Here is a 14,381-nt window from a genome sequence, read left to right on the forward strand (position 1 = left end):
GAGAAGAGCTTGTGTCAGTAGACACGAAGCTTGTGATAAGTGAAAGAGGAGGGAAACCGGTAACGGTTATTCCTCCTCTTTTTTTTGTGCCTTTTAACGCCAGAGAGGGCTGAATACGAGCCCGGAGAGGATTTTCGGGTAGAAGTAGGTGGTCTTGTGAGGCATCTTGGTTCCGTCGAGAACAACTTCGAATATGTCTTCTGATTTCAGCTTGGGAAGAAGGAATCCGGCCTCGAATTCTCCGTTGTGCACGTTCTCGAATACTTCCTCCGGGAACTTGGAGTACCGCACGCCGGCCTTGTCTTCTTCTATGAGTTTTCCGAATACCTGACTGTGAAGAATTATCACGGCTAGGTTCTCATATTCCTTTTCGCGCGTTGCCCTGGGGGTAAGTCTGAAGGTTCTCTCGGGATCTTTGGTTACAACGGATATCTGGTCTGCCCCAAGATCAAGCGAGTGCTCAAGCGCTACTCTCTCGACTTCAAAATCTTCCCGAAGATTATCGATCAGGTTCACCCCGGCACTTCTTGCAATTCTGTGCGTGGGGTTGATTATAAGCCCTTGGCCTTCTCCTCTCGAGAGGTAAGTCATTACGTAGTCCCAGGGCATCGGTCCTGAATTTCCCCCCGTTTCTTTCCTCCTGAGATTTCTGAAGTTTATAGAGGTTTCGTAGCGGTGATGGCCGTCCGCGATCAAAATGGACTTGTCTTCGAGCAGGTTTTTTACCCGCCGTATGATTCTTGGATCGGATATTTTCCAAAGAGTATTTCTTATTCCTTCTTCAAAAGTAACGTCCACAAGCGGTTTCCCTATGCTCTCGTCTATGTCTTCCTCGATTTTTCCTGAAGCATCGGGGTAGACGCAGAAAATCTGGCTCAGGTTCGAGTTGCACGCGATTGTGAGCGCCAGGCGGTCTTCTTTGTGTTTTCTGAAAGTCTGTTCATGCGGCAGGACAATTCTTTTGTCGAAATCTTCAACCTTTACGTTCGCTATGAACCCTTTTCTTGTGAAGCGTTCTCCCTCAAACTCAAAATCCTGATAATAAGGATAAATTGACGGCTCATCGTCCCTTATGAGCACCCTGTCCCGAAGCCACTTCGAATAAATCTCCTTTGCGTTTTCGTAGCGCTCCTTGCCTTCTCCTTCGGGCAGTTCAATCCTCACGGCGTTGAAAGGACTTTTGGCGTAGAGTTCCTCGCGTTGCCGCGGACTTATGACATCGTAGGGGGGGGCGATGACTTTTGAGAAATCCCCGACCGCCTCTTCGTTATATCTTATGCCTCTGAAAGGTTCTATCTCAGCCATGGAGAATCTTCTCTATCTCGGTTGCGGAAAGATCGCCTTCTCTGATAATCTGGGGCGGCGTGGTCGTTAGATTCACTATCGCGGAACCCATTGAAGGTGGAAGGGTACCAGAATCCACGATAACATCAATTCCGCTCGGAAAGTCCCTGCGGATATCGGCGAACCGGTTGGAATTTTCTCTGCCGCTTATGTTAGCGCTCGTTGAGGTTATCGGTTCCCCCACGCGGCTGAGGATCTCTTTTACGAAGGGGGAAGGGGAGATTCTTGCCGCGACGGAATCTCTTCCCCCGGAAACCTCTTCGGGAAATGCGGATTTCGGATGCAGTATAAGCGTGAGAGGCTTCTGGCTTCTGGAATATCTTTCTAGCAGCTCCGAGGGAACGTGGAAGTGGCGGTCAAGCATCTCCTCATCCCTTATCAGGACTATGAGACCCTTTTGCCCGGACCTCCTTTTTATCCTCACTATTCTCCTGCAGGCCTCTTGGTTAAACGCAAGACAGCCAATTCCGTAGAGAGTCTCGGTCGGGTATATGATCACTCCTCCGCCCGTAAGGCAGGCGGATACTCTATCGAGTACGAGCGGGTCGTTTTCTTTTATGATCTCAGTCAATTTTTCGTGGTTGCCGGGTTGCGATATACTATAAGTTTAACAATGGGTTTGCAAGCCGCAAAAAGAGACGGAAGATGGAAGTCCCGTATCGCTTCGGAACTCGCAGCAATACTGGGTGCCGAGGCGGTTATCTCCGCCGAAGATGAACTGATCGCCTATGAAAGCGACGGGCTTACGGGATACAGGGTTAAGCCTGTTTTCGTCGTTCTGCCTTCAAGTGCAGAGGAAGTTTCCCGGGTCGTAGGGCTCTGTAGTCGCGAAAAAATTCCTTTCGTTCCAAGAGGAGCGGGAACTGGGCTGTCCGGGGGTGCTCTTCCGAGCCGGGAAGGGATAGTTATATCGCTTTCAAGAATGAACAGAATTCTCGACGTGGATATCCCGAACCGCGTAGTTGTGGTCGAACCCGGGGTGGTAAATATCTCCGTGACCGATGCGGTAAGCGCCGAGGGATTTTACTACGCCCCCGATCCTTCAAGCCAAATCGTGTGCACTATAGGAGGCAACGTTGCGGAGAACTCGGGGGGAGTCCATTGTCTTAAGTACGGAGTAACGACCAATCACGTGCTTGGAGTGGAGATGGTTTTACCTGACGGTGCAGTGGTTACGCTCGGGGGTCCTACCCCGGAGAGTTTAGGATACGATCTTCTCTCGCTCGTGGTCGGAAGCGAGGGGCTGTTGGGCATCGTTACCAAGGTCTTTTTGAGGATAATAAAGAAGCCTCAGCTCGTTAAAACCCTCTTTGCCTCGTTTGAGAGGATTGAAGATGCCGGGGCATCGGTCTCCGCGATTATTTCTTCCGGGGTAATTCCCGCGGGGATGGAGATCATGGACAATCTTAGCATAAACGCTGTTGAATCCACCGTGGGCGCCGGATACCCGAGGGATGCCGGAGCGATTCTTCTAGTGGAGCTTGACGGGCCGGGGGCGGAAGTTAATGCGCAGGTTCCGGCCGTAAACCGGATACTTCGGGAGAACAACGCGATTGAAATAAAACTGGCGGCGGATGAAAACGAAAGGCAGCTTTTCTGGAAGGGACGTAAAAGCGCGTTTGCCGCCATGGGGAAAATAAGTCCCGGATACTATGTCCAGGACGGGGTAATACCCAGGAGCAGTCTCGCCAGGGTTCTCGGAGAGATAGGAGAGCTTGGCAGTCGGTACGGTCTTCGGGTGGCGAACGTCTTTCACGCTGGAGACGGAAATCTTCATCCGTTGGTGCTTTATGATCCCGAAATTGAAGGGGAATCTGAGAAAGCTGAGGAACTTTCCGGGGAAATTCTCAGGGTATGCGTTGATGTCGGCGGGAGCATTACGGGAGAGCACGGCGTCGGGTTTGACAAGAAGAGATTTCTTCCGCTTATGTTCAGTGAACAGGAAATAGACACGATGAATCTGGTGCGGTGCACTTTTGATGAGGAAGGGCTCTGCAACCCCGGCAAAGTGTTTCCGACGCCGAGAACGTGCGTTGAGCCCGGGATGCGGAAGCACGGTTCCGAAGCTCCTCCGTCAAAGGAAATGGGGGAGCTTTTCTAGCAGCGCCGGGGCCTTGTTCTCAGTACATGGTCCGGCCGTTTGAAGAAAATGTCCTACGTAGCAGAACTCTCCAAGATGGTTTCAAGTTTCCATGTTCCGGGTTCCGGGGATGTAGACCCTGGTGTCCCGGAATTCGGTTTCTCTCCCGAAATAGTTCTTTATCCTGAAACCGTCGAGGAGGTATCCCGGGTCCTCAGATTCGCCTCGCGAAACGGCATCCGGGTTTTTCCTTTTGCGGGAGGGACCAAGCTTTTTCTCGGCAACCCGGTCGGGACGGTTGGTGCGGCGCTCTCGCTCAAGCGTCTTTGCAGGGTGCTGTTTCACGAGCCTTCCGACATGGTTTCCACGGTCCAGTGTGGTATGGAGGTCAGGGAGTTTCAGGAGGCGGTCGGGTGTGAGAATCAGCTTTTTCCGGTGGACCCGCCCCGTCTTGCCTCCGGGGCGACCGTGGGGGGACTTGTGTCATCGAATCTTTGCGGCCCCATGAGCACCAGATACGGTACTTGCAGGGAACTTATTCTGGGAGTCAAGGCTGTGAGGGCCGACGGCGAGGTGATAAACTTGGGAGGAAAGGTGGTTAAAAACGTGGCGGGTTACGATATCCCCAAACTTATGGTGGGTTCGCTCGGAACCCTGTGCGTTTTGGCGGAAGCAACTTTCAGGCTCTACCCAAGACAGCCCTTCTCCAGGACCGTTGTCCTGAGCTTCGATGACCATGTTTCCTGTTCCCGGGCCGCGCGGACGATTCTTGCCGCTGATGTTGTTCCCACGTGCTTTGAAATACTGGATGAAAAGCTCTCCTCGGAGCTCGGGGCTTCGCAGGAGGCGAAAAGGAGCATCCTGCTTAGGTTCGACAGCTTCGAAGAGGCCGTAATGGATCAGATAAAACAGGTGAGGGAAGCGACTTCGGGCCAGACCGCCGCTTTCGTGGAGATGGACGATGAGCGTTCGCGGGAGTTATGGGATTCGGTAAGGGAGTTCCCGTTTTCCCTGGAGGGAGGGTTTTCTTCCAAGCTTACTCTCCCCGTAACGGGTTCGATAGAGGTTCTCTCCGATATTGAGAGCGTTCCGGCAATCTCGGGAGTCACGGTGCGTTGTCTTTCAAGGCCCGCCAGAGGAGTCGCGCTTGTTTCTGTAAGCGGCGAGGATGAAGGGGCGGTCGAAGCGGCGCGTCTTCTTGAAAATTTTTCTGATTCGTTCGGGGGCCGTATCATGTTCTCGGGAATTCCCAGCGGACTCAGGGAGAGGATAAAGGCGTGGGGAGATTTTGGAGAATCTCTCTTTCTTATGAAAAACATCAAGCAGCGTTTTGATCCCGGGGGCATACTGCCCGGCGAAAAGATATTCGACGCGAACTGAGGATATAGATTATGATAAGAAGAGAATCCGACGAGGGATGGGTGCTCATAGCGCAGCCGGACCACGCTTTTCTTTCTTCGAGAATAATGAATTTCTGGGGTAATGAGGATTTTGAGACCATCACCCCCAGAGATAAGGTGATGCTGGCCATAAGGGAACATGACTGCGGATGGGAGAAGGTGGATTCTGCGGCTGATTTCAACCCGGAAAACGGCTATCCGAGAAACTTCATGGAGATGCGTACCGAGAGCCAGTTTGAGATCTGGTCTGAGTGTTTTGAGAGACATCTGGGCGAGCATCCATACGCCTGCGCTCTTATAGCGCTTCACTTCTCCGAATTTAACGAGAGGAACATATCGAGGAATCCGGGCGATAAAGCGGCCGTTTCGCTTAGAAACAAGATCAGGGGGTTCCTGCGCCGGGACCTTGGGATCAGGGTTGGAGAGGGGAGCCTGAACGGATATCTTCCCGCTGATATCCGGACTAATCTCAGATTTCTTCAGGTGGGCGACATAATATCGCTCGCTCTTTGCCACGGAACAAGATCAGTCACGATTCGGGACGTTCCGGTTAACTACCTTGGAGATACAACGGAGATAAACCTGTCCTCAGAGGACGGACTTAACTATACGGTCTCTCCAAATCCTTTTTCGCAGGACTCTCTTCGCTTTGATATATCCGGCAGAAAGCTTGAGAAAAAATCGTTCGGCGAAGAGGCGGAGTTAAAAGAAGCGTTTCACCGGGCGGACGGCGAAACTTTTGACCTCTCGATTTCCTCGAAGGTGGAGGGACGCAATGTCGCTTGAGAGTGCTTTTGACGATACGGACCGGCCGAGCGGGAAGATAATACAGGACTGCGTTCACTGCGGCTTCTGTCTTTCATCCTGTCCCACCTACCTGGAAACCGGGAACGAACTTGATTCTCCTAGAGGGAGAATACATCTGATAAAGGCCGCGGAGGAAGGAAGAATCCCTATGGGGACCTCGCTTGTAAAACACCTTGACCTGTGCCTTGGATGTCTCGCCTGTGAAACCGCGTGCCCATCGGGAGTCAAGTACGGGAGTCTCATAGAGATGTCCAGGGGGCAGATTGAAAGGAGATTCAAGAGGGGATTTGGGGAAAAGATGCTGAGGGCCTTTATCTTCAGCGTTTTTCCATATCCCCGAAGACTGAGGTTTCTTCTGCCGTTTGTCTATCTGGTGAAAGCGCTTGGCCTAAAGAGAGTTTTCCCGTCGGCTCTTCTGAATAGGATAAGTCTCTCGGGTTCTTCCATGTTCCACATGCTCCCTGAAATAAGCTCCGCTTTCGGGGAAACCCTTGCGGCTTCTTATCCGGCTGTTGGAGAGAGAAAAAAGAGAGTCGCTCTTCTGAGTGGCTGCGTTCAGGGGGTCTTTTTTCCGGAGATAAACAGGGCCACGGTAGAAGTGCTTTGCGCAAGCGGGTGCGAAGTTTTTGTTCCGCAGAATCAAGGATGCTGCGGGGCTCTCTCCGTTCACTCCGGAAGGCTTGAGGAAGGAAGGGGATTCGCGAGAAAACTCGTGGATCTTTTCGATGCCGTTGACGTAGACGCCATAGTTGTTAATTCCGCCGGATGCGGTTCGACCATGAAGGAGTACGTCGAGCTTCTGCGCGAGGATCCGGTTTACTTCGATGCCGCGGCGCGGCTTTCAGCAAAAACGGTGGACCTCATGGAATTTCTTTCGGATACGGGAATCGGCGCGCGACTGCATCCTCTTGATATAAAGGTTACTTACCAGGACGCGTGCCATATTGTCCATGGCCAGGGGATACGATCTGCTCCAAGGGAACTTCTGGCAAGTGTTCCGGGGCTTAGGTTTACCGAAATGTTGCGATCCGATCACTGCTGCGGGAGTGCCGGGATATATAATATCGTGCAGCCGGAGATGTCCTCCAGACTTCTCTCGGGGAAAATACGCGAGATAGAGAAAACCGGCGCCGATTATCTGGCCGTCGGGAATCCCGGGTGCATGATACAAATCCGCAGGGGATTACTCGGCTCAGATTCCCGAACCAAAGTTATACATCCCGTAGAGATTCTTAACTGGTCGCTGAAAGGCGGTATCAGTTAAGAAAAACCAGGGGTTCTTAACCCAGTACAGAGTCCTTACAGGCTTTTGCAACCCTGAATTTCAGGACTTTTCTGGCTGGTATGCTGATTACTTCACCGGTGGCGGGATTTCTTCCCATTCTGGCACTACGATTACTGATAACCAGTTTGCCGACTCCGGGAATGGTGAATTCTCCTTTTGCTTTTACTTCCTCACATGCAATTGACGCTATAGCGTCTATCACGGTTCTGGCTGTTGCCTTTGTTATTCCCGCCTTCTCTGCTAGGCTGCTTGAAAGCTGGGATTTTGTTAATGGTTTTCCGTTCATTAACATCCTCCTTAAGATTTCCTTAATAAATTATCTGAGTATTTGGGCTAAAAGTCAATCATTATTATCGGTTGTTGCGAAACGTAGGCGTTCTTGATACTGTATAGCTACCTCATTTCATTTGGATTTTTGGAGTGGAAGGCTAGATGAGATCTTGGTTCAGGGAAAAAAGAAAAAGCAACTGGTTGGTTCTATTCTTAATATTATTCGGGTTTCTTTTTGTGCTCGTTTTCCTGTATGCCAGATTTCTTCACGAAAGGGAATCGGATGCGCAACACCACTCTGAGGAGAACGCGTACAGGCCCGTAAAGGTAATAACGCCTGTTCCGTCTTCGGGTTCGATCTACACCGAAGTTCTCGGAAGAGTCCGTGGCAAGCAGACCGTCTTGGTCCGCGCGACCGTTTCGGGATGGGTAAAGCGGGTAGATTCCGGCCGGGGCCAGGAAATTGAAAAAGACGGAATAATCCTCGAGCTTTACGATTACCGTGTGGAAACCCGGCTTGACGAAGCAAAGTACAACCTTGAATCCGCCAGGGGAAAGTTTGCCGAGGCTGACAGAGTATACCAAAGGAACACGGCTCTTTTCGAGAAGGGAATAGTGTCTGAGGATGAGACCGAAGCGTCGCGAAACCTGCTTGAAACCGCTTCGGCCGGTGTAAAGGCGCTTGAAGCTTCTTACAACAGAGCCAAGTGGAATTACGAAAACCTCAAAATCCGTTCCCCTATCCAGGGTCAGATCGTTGAAATCGTTCCAGACATAGGGCAGGAAACAAGAAGCGGGGACGTGGTAGCGAAGGTCGTTAACCTAAGCGGCAGGAAAGTAATAGCCGGTGTGGACGTGTCTGTTGCCAGAAGCGTCAAACGGGGAGATGCCCTTGAGGTATCCCTTGCAAGAGACGGCACTGTGGAAACTGTCACGGGCGAAGTTGACGGCGTGAGTCCGGGCTCTGATGATTTCTCGGGCACCTACGATATCGAGATTGCCATATCCGACCCCTCGATAAAATGGTGGCCCGGGGAAATGGTTTCCGTAAGAATACCGGTGCAGAAGCTTGATAATGTAGTCAGAATTCCCAAGACGGCTGTCTTGTCCGACAGCAGGGAAGCTTTCTCTTTCGTGCTGGTTGAAAAAAACGGAGAAGTTCTGAAGGTTAAGGTGATGCCCACTTGGATCGACGACAGCTCGGCCTACATATCTTTTGCCTCGCTTCCCGAAGATTCCAGAATTATAACCGAGGGGAACTTCGGCCTGCTTCCTGGTCATCCGGTAAGGGTTGTCGACTGATCTTCAATTAATGTCGCCGTGCCCGTTTTTGGTCGGGAGGTTTTACTCTCCCCAGGGTGTGCGGGTTCAGCAGGGATGGTTCCTGAGAAATTCGCATTTCTCCCGGATAATCTCCGTCGCCTTTTGTGTCTCTTCGAAACTGTTTTCCGGGCAGAAACTGAATCTTATGCTCGAATACGCGTGCTGCTCATCCAGTCCCATGGCGGTCAGAACATAAGATGGCGTAACGTCGAAATTCGTACACGCAGAACTCTGCGAGCACCTTATTCCCGCTTCGTCAAGAAGGGAGACCAGTTTTCTTCCGTCGGTTCCGCCGAAATGGATATTGGTGGTATTGCATACTCTTTCCCCGCCGCCACCGTTAATCGAAGTGTCCGGGATGGATTCGATTATTGTTTTCTCGAACTGGTCGCGAAGGCCCCTCATCTTCCCTATGGCCTGCTCAAAGCTTGTGTGTCTTATCTCACAGGCGGTTCCCAGGCCGGCTATGCCCGGAAGATTCTCGGTCCCGGGGCGAAACCCTTCTTCCTGAAATCCTCCAAAGAGGAAGGGATTCACAAGTAGCCTGTCTTTAGCATAGAGAACCGCGGCACCTTGGGGACCGCTGATTTTGTGAGCCGTGAAAGAGAGAAAATCCACGTGAAGTTTCGCAAGGTCTACCTTGAGTTTCCCTACAGCTTGGGCGGCGTCGGTGTGGAGAAGCACGCTGTTTTTCCTGCAGAGTTCAGAAATGCTCGCCATATCCTGTATAACTCCGGTCTCGTTGTTAACCCACTGCACGGAGACAAGATCGGTTTTCTCGGAAAGCGCGTCTTCGAGTCTTTGGATGTCAAGAACTCCCTGTTCGTCCACCTCGAGCATTTCGATGTGGACGTCGTTTAGTTCGAGGAAGTTGCACATCTTCATTATCGAGGAGTGCTCTACTTGGGTTGTGACGATGCGCGGCCTGTTTTTTTTCCTTGTGCAGGAATAGAAAACCATGTTGTTTGATTCCGTGCCGGAACTTGTGAATATGAGATCTTCGGGGGAGCATCCCACAAGATCGGATGTGCGTTTGCGGGCAAGATCCATGCGGCGCCTCGCTCGCTCTCCCGCCGAATGGGCGCTTGAAGGGTTGCCGAACCCCTCGCCCATAGCTTCGTGCATGGCCTCTGTTACTTCGGGAAGTGGTCTTGTAGTTGCGTTGTTGTCAAAGTAGATTTCGCCGGAAATGTCCTCTGTACACCCCATTGTAAAGCTAATAATACACGATTTTGCGGCTAAGGTGTTTCTTCCGGCAGGTCTTCGGGCAGAAGAAGGGTTATGCAGGGTTCCTCGGAGTCTTTTGTTACCGGTCCCAGATAGGAAATAACCTGAAATTCCCGGCCCTTTCCGTCTTTGGTAACCGAAGCGGAGAAATTGATAATGTTGGTTCTCTTCGCTTTTCTGGTCGCCCTTATGGACGACACAAGCGGGGAAAGTATCTCTTTTAGCCTGGTGCTTTCATCCTCTCCGCGGGCCGAGGCCTCGGAATCGGGCTCCATCAGTTCCTTTTTAAGCAGAGAGGTTACAAATATGCGGATCATGAGGCCTGATTCCTTCGCCACATCTGATACCTCGAACTGCTTCTCTAGCTCGAGGTCGGTCTCTCTTTCCATGAAGAATCTCTCCATTTCTCTCCCCCTTAATGTCGGTAGTATATACTAAGTAGCTTAGTCGGTACATACCGCCGCCGCGCTGGGAGGATTTCCGCATGGACAAGACGGGAGAAATAAAATTTGTTCCCCTGAGGGGAATTCCGGAAGTGAAGAAGGGGGACAGCCTCGGAGAGATGATTCTGCGCGCCGCCGCCCGCGAGGAATTTTCATTTCTCGACGGGGATATAGTTGTAATTGCCCAGAAGGTGGTTTCAAAGGCCGAAGGCAGGGTCGTTAATCTCTCCCAGATAGAACCTTCGGGTTTCGCGGTCACCGTTTCTCGGGAAGTTTCAAAGGATCCAAGACTGGTGGAAGTGATTCTGGGGGAAACCAGGAGAATCGTGAGAATGGACGAGAGAGAAAGCGGGAAGGGAAGGCTTATAGTTGAGACGACCGGAGGGCTCGTGCTGGCAAACGCCGGCGTTGATGCTTCAAACGTTTCCGGGGGCGAGGATGTCACGCTTCTTCCGCTTGATTCCGATCGTTCCGCCGGGGTTGTAAGAAGACATATAGAACAGGAAACCGGGAAATACGTAGCCGTTATAATAAGCGACACTGTGGGACGCCCCTGGCGGGAAGGGCTTACCGACATCGCCATTGGCTGTAGCGGCATGAGGCCACTTTCTGATCGCAGAGGAGAGGCCGATACCAAGGGTTTTCTGCTTACGGCAACCGAGATGGCGACCGCCGACCAGGTGGCGTGTGCTGCGGGATTGCTGATGGAGAAGACCGCGGCGCTGCCAGTGGTGATAGCACGCGGGGTTGACTACATCCGTGGGGAAGGGGATTCGGGTGAACTGATCAGAGATCCTGCCCATGACCTTTTCAGGTGATTTCTGCGAATTCCATGAAAGGTTTTTTCGAAAAAGACTTTCTTCTCATCTCTCACCGGGGCGCGAGTCACTACGAACCGGAAAATACGCTTCGATCTTTCCGTAAAGCTCTGGATATGGGATCGAGCGCGATAGAATTCGACGTGAGAAAAAGTCGTGACGGCCGCTTGGTCGTCATTCACGACAGTAAAGTTGACAGGACCACGGACGGTAAGGGAGCCGTTTCGGGAAAGACGCTTTCTGAACTCAGGTCTCTTGACGCTGGTCGCGGGGAACGGATTCCGACTCTTGAGGAGGTGTTCGAGAATTTCGGGGGGCGTTGCGGACTCGTAGTCGAGCTTAAGGAGAGGGGCACCGAAGAGGAAACGGTTTCGCTTATAAAAAAACATGGTCTCACCAAGGAAGTCGCGGTGGTTTCTTTCCGCGGAGACTGTATTCGCTCGGTAAGGGCGCTTGATTCCGCCATCCCCACGGGACTTATTACGGTTTTCGGCTTTGGGTGCGTGAAGAAGGCTCTTTCGCTGGGTTGCCGGGTAGTTGCTACGAATCACCGTTTCATGACGCGTCGGCTTGTTTCGGAAGCACGGGAAAACGGTCTTTTTGTGTGCTGCTGGACAGTTAATGACCCGAAGCGAGGTGAGAAACTGGCCGGGATGGGCCTTGATGGGGTAATTACGGACAAGCCCGACCTGCTCTAAAGCCTGCTTGCGGCCGTGCGTCGCCGTGATTTACGCGGTCGATCGGTTATTATCCGGTATCAGATATGCTGTTTGACTGACGGTGAGAAGATGCCGCCTGACTCCATAAGCTCCATATATCTCGACTATAACGCGACCACCCCCCTTGACCCGCGCGTTCTGGAAGAAATGACTTCCTATTTCGCCGAGGACTACGGGAACCCTTCCAGCATTCATTCTCCTGGAAGCGTCGCGCGTGCGGCGGTTGACTGCGCCCGGGAAAGAGTATCGGATTATCTCGGAGCAAGGCCGGGAGAAATAGTTTTTACTTCTGGGGGCAGCGAAAGCAACAATTTCGCCATAAAAGGTCTGGCCTACGCCCTCTCTGACAGGGGGAACCACCTGGTTACGACCGCGGTCGAGCACGCATCGTGTCTTGAGACGTTCAGGTTTCTTGAGCGCAGTGGTTTCGAGGTCACTTACCTTCCGGTGGATTCCTTCGGACTGGTTTCCCCCGAGCAGTTCCGGGATGCGATTACCGAGCGCACGATTCTTGTTTCCTGTATGTACGTGAATAACGAGACCGGGGTTATAAGCCCGATTCGCGATATAGGAGAAATTGCCCGTGAGAGAGGGGTGATTTTCCATGCCGACGCAGTCCAGGCTCTGGGGAAAATGGAAATCGATCTTGCTGATCTGCCGGTGGACATGGCGTCTTTTTCCTCGCACAAGATTTGCGGCCCCAAGGGGGCGGGGGCTCTTTACGTAAGAAAAGGAATCGGCCTTGAGCCTTTCGTGCACGGCGGGGGACAGGAGAGGGGAAAAAGATCGGGAACGGAGAACGTGGCGGCCGTCTGCGGGTTCGGTCGCGCGTGCGAGCTTCTCCGTGGGGAGCTTGAAACGGAAAACGAAAGACTGGGGGAGCTGCGCGACCGTCTTTTCGGAGAGCTTTTCCGGAGGGTAGAGGATGTTTACCTGAACGGACATCCCGACGCGAGAGTCTCCAATACCCTTAACGTTGGTTTTCCCGGCACTCCGGGTGACTCTGTGGTTATGAATCTCGACACTGAAGGCGTAGCGGTTTCAACTGGTTCCGCCTGTTCCGAGGGGAATGTTGATCCTTCCCATGTGTTGATCGCCATGGGACTCGAAGAACAAGAAGCGCTTTGCTCGGTCAGGTTCAGCTTCGGTCGTTTTACCCGTTCGGAGGAAATTGACAGAGTGATCGAGCTTCTTCCCGCCATAGTGGAGAGAATAAGGACGCTTCAGGATTTCTGACGGGATGTACGGGAACCGCTTGAAGGGTTCTGTGTATCGGCGGGCGATATGTAAGTGTCGTCTGAATTAGGGGTAAAGCGGGACGGAGTCAAGTCCCAGGCTCTCGGGGAGATCGAGCATGATGTTCATGTTCTGTATTGCCTGACCGGAGGCTCCCTTTACCAGATTATCTATGGCGCAGACAATTACCGCGGTTTTTTTCTCCGGGTCTGCCCTTACGCCTATGTCGCAGAAGTTTGAACCCCTGACGCAGGAAGTGTTCGGAAAAGTCCCCTCGGGAAGAATCCTCACGAAGGGGGAGTTCTCGTAGAATTGCCCGAGAGCTTCCAGCAGGTCCCGGGTCTTCTGGGTGCCCGAGAGGCTTACGTATATTGTTGAGAGGATCCCCCTGTTTATCGGTATAAGATGCGGGGTGAAAGCGACTTCCACTTTGTTGCCTAGAAAATCCGAGAGTCCTTGCTCTATTTCAGGGGTATGACGGTGTTCACCTACTTTGTAGGCTTTCATTCCCTCGGAGACCTCGCAGAAATGGAGGTCGAGTGAGGGGTTCCTCCCGGCTCCCGAAGCCCCGGATTTCGAGTCGATAATGATTCCTTCTGTCTCCACCATGCCGTTTTCAAGAAGCGGCGCGAGCGGAAGGATTGAAGAGGTGGGATAGCATCCCGGGTTTGCCACCAGTTTTGTTTCCGATATTTGTTCCGCATGGAGTTCAGGGATTCCGTAGACGGCGTTTTCGAGAAGATGGGTGCACGGATGATCCCCGTACCAGTCCCTGTAGGTGCCTTCCTTGAGGCGGAAATCCGCCCCGAGATCAATTATCCTTACGTCCCTTTCGTAGATTTCCTCTATGAGCTCTGCCGACGCTCCGTGAGGAAGCGCGGCGAATACCACGTCGGTATCGTCCGGGATGAGCGAAGGATCCGAACTGCTGAGTTCGAGATCGGCTATTTCTCCAAGGTGCGGAAAGACCTCGGCCAGCGCACGACCCGCGTTCCTTGACGCGGTTAGATGCGAAACACTAGCCCGGGGATGTCCGCTAAGGAGCCTTATGAGTTCCGCTCCCGTGTAGCCGCTTGCTCCCAGAATGCATACGTTAAGCTTTTCCATCACGGTGAAACGATACTACGGGAATCGGAAAAACTCAATCCGCTCCCGACAATTCGGACATTTGTCTTGGGGATTGCATGGGCAACCTTGAATTTTCGGTATCCATCCCGGAATTTCCGAGGGTTTCTCGGGGAATTAGTCGGCGTTTTATTATCCGGTACAATTACCAAAGGCGTTTTGAGGCTGCGGTCGACCGCAGACCGGGTGGGAACTTCGTTTAACAAGGCAAGATACGGTTTCAAATCCGCAGGAGGAAAACCTGCCGATACCGAAAAGATATACCGCTTGATCAGTTTCCCCCGCATTCGGGGTCTTAATTGAG

14 protein-coding genes are annotated in these 14,381 nt (G+C 52.3%); 8 read left to right on the top strand and 6 right to left on the bottom strand.

The genetic code is table 11. The annotated features are described in order from the left end of the window. Window positions 1–93: 93 nt before the first annotated feature. Both F4X55_00835 and F4X55_00840 read right to left on the bottom strand, forming a co-directional pair. Entirely contained in the window at window positions 94–1,305 is a 1,212-nt protein-coding gene (locus tag F4X55_00835) for a DUF1015 domain-containing protein (protein ID MYC39555.1), read from the bottom strand. Beyond that, window positions 1,298–1,942 (bottom strand): threonylcarbamoyl-AMP synthase, encoded by a 645-nt coding sequence (locus F4X55_00840; protein ID MYC39556.1) that lies wholly within the window; start codon window positions 1,940–1,942, stop codon window positions 1,298–1,300. The genes F4X55_00835 and F4X55_00840 overlap by 8 nt, the downstream gene beginning before the upstream one ends. 15 nt (window positions 1,943–1,957) lie before the next feature. On the opposite strand from F4X55_00840, the gene F4X55_00845 reads away from it, so the two are divergent. The 4 genes from F4X55_00845 to F4X55_00860 are packed head-to-tail and all read left to right on the top strand — an operon-like array spanning window position 1,958 to window position 6,895. After that, window positions 1,958–3,445, top strand: a complete 1,488-nt coding sequence (locus F4X55_00845; protein MYC39557.1) for an FAD-binding protein — start codon at window positions 1,958–1,960, stop codon at window positions 3,443–3,445. 48 nt (window positions 3,446–3,493) lie between these two features. Further along, complete coding sequence (locus F4X55_00850) at window positions 3,494–4,804, top strand: FAD-binding oxidoreductase (protein MYC39558.1); 1,311 nt, start codon at window positions 3,494–3,496, stop codon at window positions 4,802–4,804. Between the two features lie 11 nt (window positions 4,805–4,815). Then, entirely contained in the window at window positions 4,816–5,610 is a 795-nt protein-coding gene (locus F4X55_00855; protein MYC39559.1) for a DUF3891 family protein, read from the top strand. Further along, the gene (locus tag F4X55_00860) at window positions 5,600–6,895 is read left to right on the top strand and encodes a 4Fe-4S dicluster domain-containing protein (GenBank protein ID MYC39560.1); all 1,296 of its coding nucleotides are present in this window, start codon (window positions 5,600–5,602) and stop codon (window positions 6,893–6,895) included. The genes F4X55_00855 and F4X55_00860 overlap by 11 nt, the downstream gene beginning before the upstream one ends. Before the next feature lie 16 nt (window positions 6,896–6,911). On the opposite strand, the gene F4X55_00865 is transcribed toward F4X55_00860, so the two are convergent. Beyond that, entirely contained in the window at window positions 6,912–7,202 is a 291-nt protein-coding gene (locus F4X55_00865; protein ID MYC39561.1) for an HU family DNA-binding protein, read from the bottom strand. Window positions 7,203–7,348: 146 nt separating this feature from the next. Between F4X55_00865 and F4X55_00870 the strand changes: the two genes are divergently transcribed. After that, window positions 7,349–8,488 (top strand): efflux RND transporter periplasmic adaptor subunit, encoded by a 1,140-nt coding sequence (locus tag F4X55_00870; GenBank protein MYC39562.1) that lies wholly within the window; start codon window positions 7,349–7,351, stop codon window positions 8,486–8,488. A 66-nt stretch (window positions 8,489–8,554) separates the two neighbouring features. Here the strand turns inward: F4X55_00870 and F4X55_00875 are convergent, their stop codons facing one another. Then, window positions 8,555–9,718 (bottom strand): cysteine desulfurase, encoded by a 1,164-nt coding sequence (locus F4X55_00875; protein ID MYC39563.1) that lies wholly within the window; start codon window positions 9,716–9,718, stop codon window positions 8,555–8,557. 29 nt (window positions 9,719–9,747) lie between these two features. Further along, a complete protein-coding gene (locus tag F4X55_00880; protein MYC39564.1) occupies window positions 9,748–10,140 on the bottom strand; it encodes a hypothetical protein in 393 nt (130 codons plus the stop codon). Between the two features lie 80 nt (window positions 10,141–10,220). Between F4X55_00880 and cofE the strand changes: the two genes are divergently transcribed. The 3 genes from cofE to F4X55_00895 all read left to right on the top strand — a co-directional run bounded on the left by cofE (window position 10,221) and on the right by F4X55_00895 (window position 12,952). Then, window positions 10,221–10,997, top strand: coding sequence for a coenzyme F420-0:L-glutamate ligase (cofE, locus tag F4X55_00885; protein ID MYC39565.1), 777 nt, complete (start codon window positions 10,221–10,223; stop codon window positions 10,995–10,997). A gap of 14 nt (window positions 10,998–11,011) precedes the next feature. Continuing rightward, window positions 11,012–11,695: a glycerophosphodiester phosphodiesterase gene (locus F4X55_00890; GenBank protein ID MYC39566.1), complete on the top strand. Its 684-nt coding sequence runs from the start codon at window positions 11,012–11,014 to the stop codon at window positions 11,693–11,695. Window positions 11,696–11,800: 105 nt separating this feature from the next. Further along, window positions 11,801–12,952 (top strand): cysteine desulfurase, encoded by a 1,152-nt coding sequence (locus tag F4X55_00895; GenBank protein MYC39567.1) that lies wholly within the window; start codon window positions 11,801–11,803, stop codon window positions 12,950–12,952. A 66-nt stretch (window positions 12,953–13,018) separates the two neighbouring features. Here the strand turns inward: F4X55_00895 and F4X55_00900 are convergent, their stop codons facing one another. Further along, window positions 13,019–14,059, bottom strand: a complete 1,041-nt coding sequence (locus F4X55_00900; GenBank protein MYC39568.1) for an N-acetyl-gamma-glutamyl-phosphate reductase — start codon at window positions 14,057–14,059, stop codon at window positions 13,019–13,021. Window positions 14,060–14,381 lie beyond the last annotated feature (322 nt).

It is taken from the genome of Candidatus Dadabacteria bacterium (assembly GCA_009840385.1).
Classification (GTDB): Bacteria; Desulfobacterota_D; UBA1144; order Nemesobacterales; family Nemesobacteraceae; genus Nemesobacter; species Nemesobacter australis.

Bases quoted from the DNA above. Each gene is read 5' to 3' on its own strand.
- F4X55_00835 (MYC39555.1), bottom strand. From the start codon at position 1,305: ATGGCTGAGATAGAACCTTTCAGAGGCATAAGATATAACGAAGAGGCG.
- F4X55_00845 (MYC39557.1), top strand. From the start codon at position 1,958: ATGGGTTTGCAAGCCGCAAAAAGAGACGGAAGATGGAAGTCCCGTATC.
- F4X55_00850 (MYC39558.1), top strand. From the start codon at position 3,494: ATGTCCTACGTAGCAGAACTCTCCAAGATGGTTTCAAGTTTCCATGTT.
- F4X55_00855 (MYC39559.1), top strand. From the start codon at position 4,816: ATGATAAGAAGAGAATCCGACGAGGGATGGGTGCTCATAGCGCAGCCG.
- F4X55_00860 (MYC39560.1), top strand. From the start codon at position 5,600: ATGTCGCTTGAGAGTGCTTTTGACGATACGGACCGGCCGAGCGGGAAG.
- F4X55_00865 (MYC39561.1), bottom strand. From the start codon at position 7,202: ATGAACGGAAAACCATTAACAAAATCCCAGCTTTCAAGCAGCCTAGCA.
- F4X55_00870 (MYC39562.1), top strand. From the start codon at position 7,349: ATGAGATCTTGGTTCAGGGAAAAAAGAAAAAGCAACTGGTTGGTTCTA.
- F4X55_00875 (MYC39563.1), bottom strand. From the start codon at position 9,718: ATGGGGTGTACAGAGGACATTTCCGGCGAAATCTACTTTGACAACAAC.
- F4X55_00880 (MYC39564.1), bottom strand. From the start codon at position 10,140: ATGGAGAGATTCTTCATGGAAAGAGAGACCGACCTCGAGCTAGAGAAG.
- cofE (MYC39565.1), top strand. From the start codon at position 10,221: ATGGACAAGACGGGAGAAATAAAATTTGTTCCCCTGAGGGGAATTCCG.
- F4X55_00890 (MYC39566.1), top strand. From the start codon at position 11,012: ATGAAAGGTTTTTTCGAAAAAGACTTTCTTCTCATCTCTCACCGGGGC.
- F4X55_00900 (MYC39568.1), bottom strand. From the start codon at position 14,059: ATGGAAAAGCTTAACGTATGCATTCTGGGAGCAAGCGGCTACACGGGA.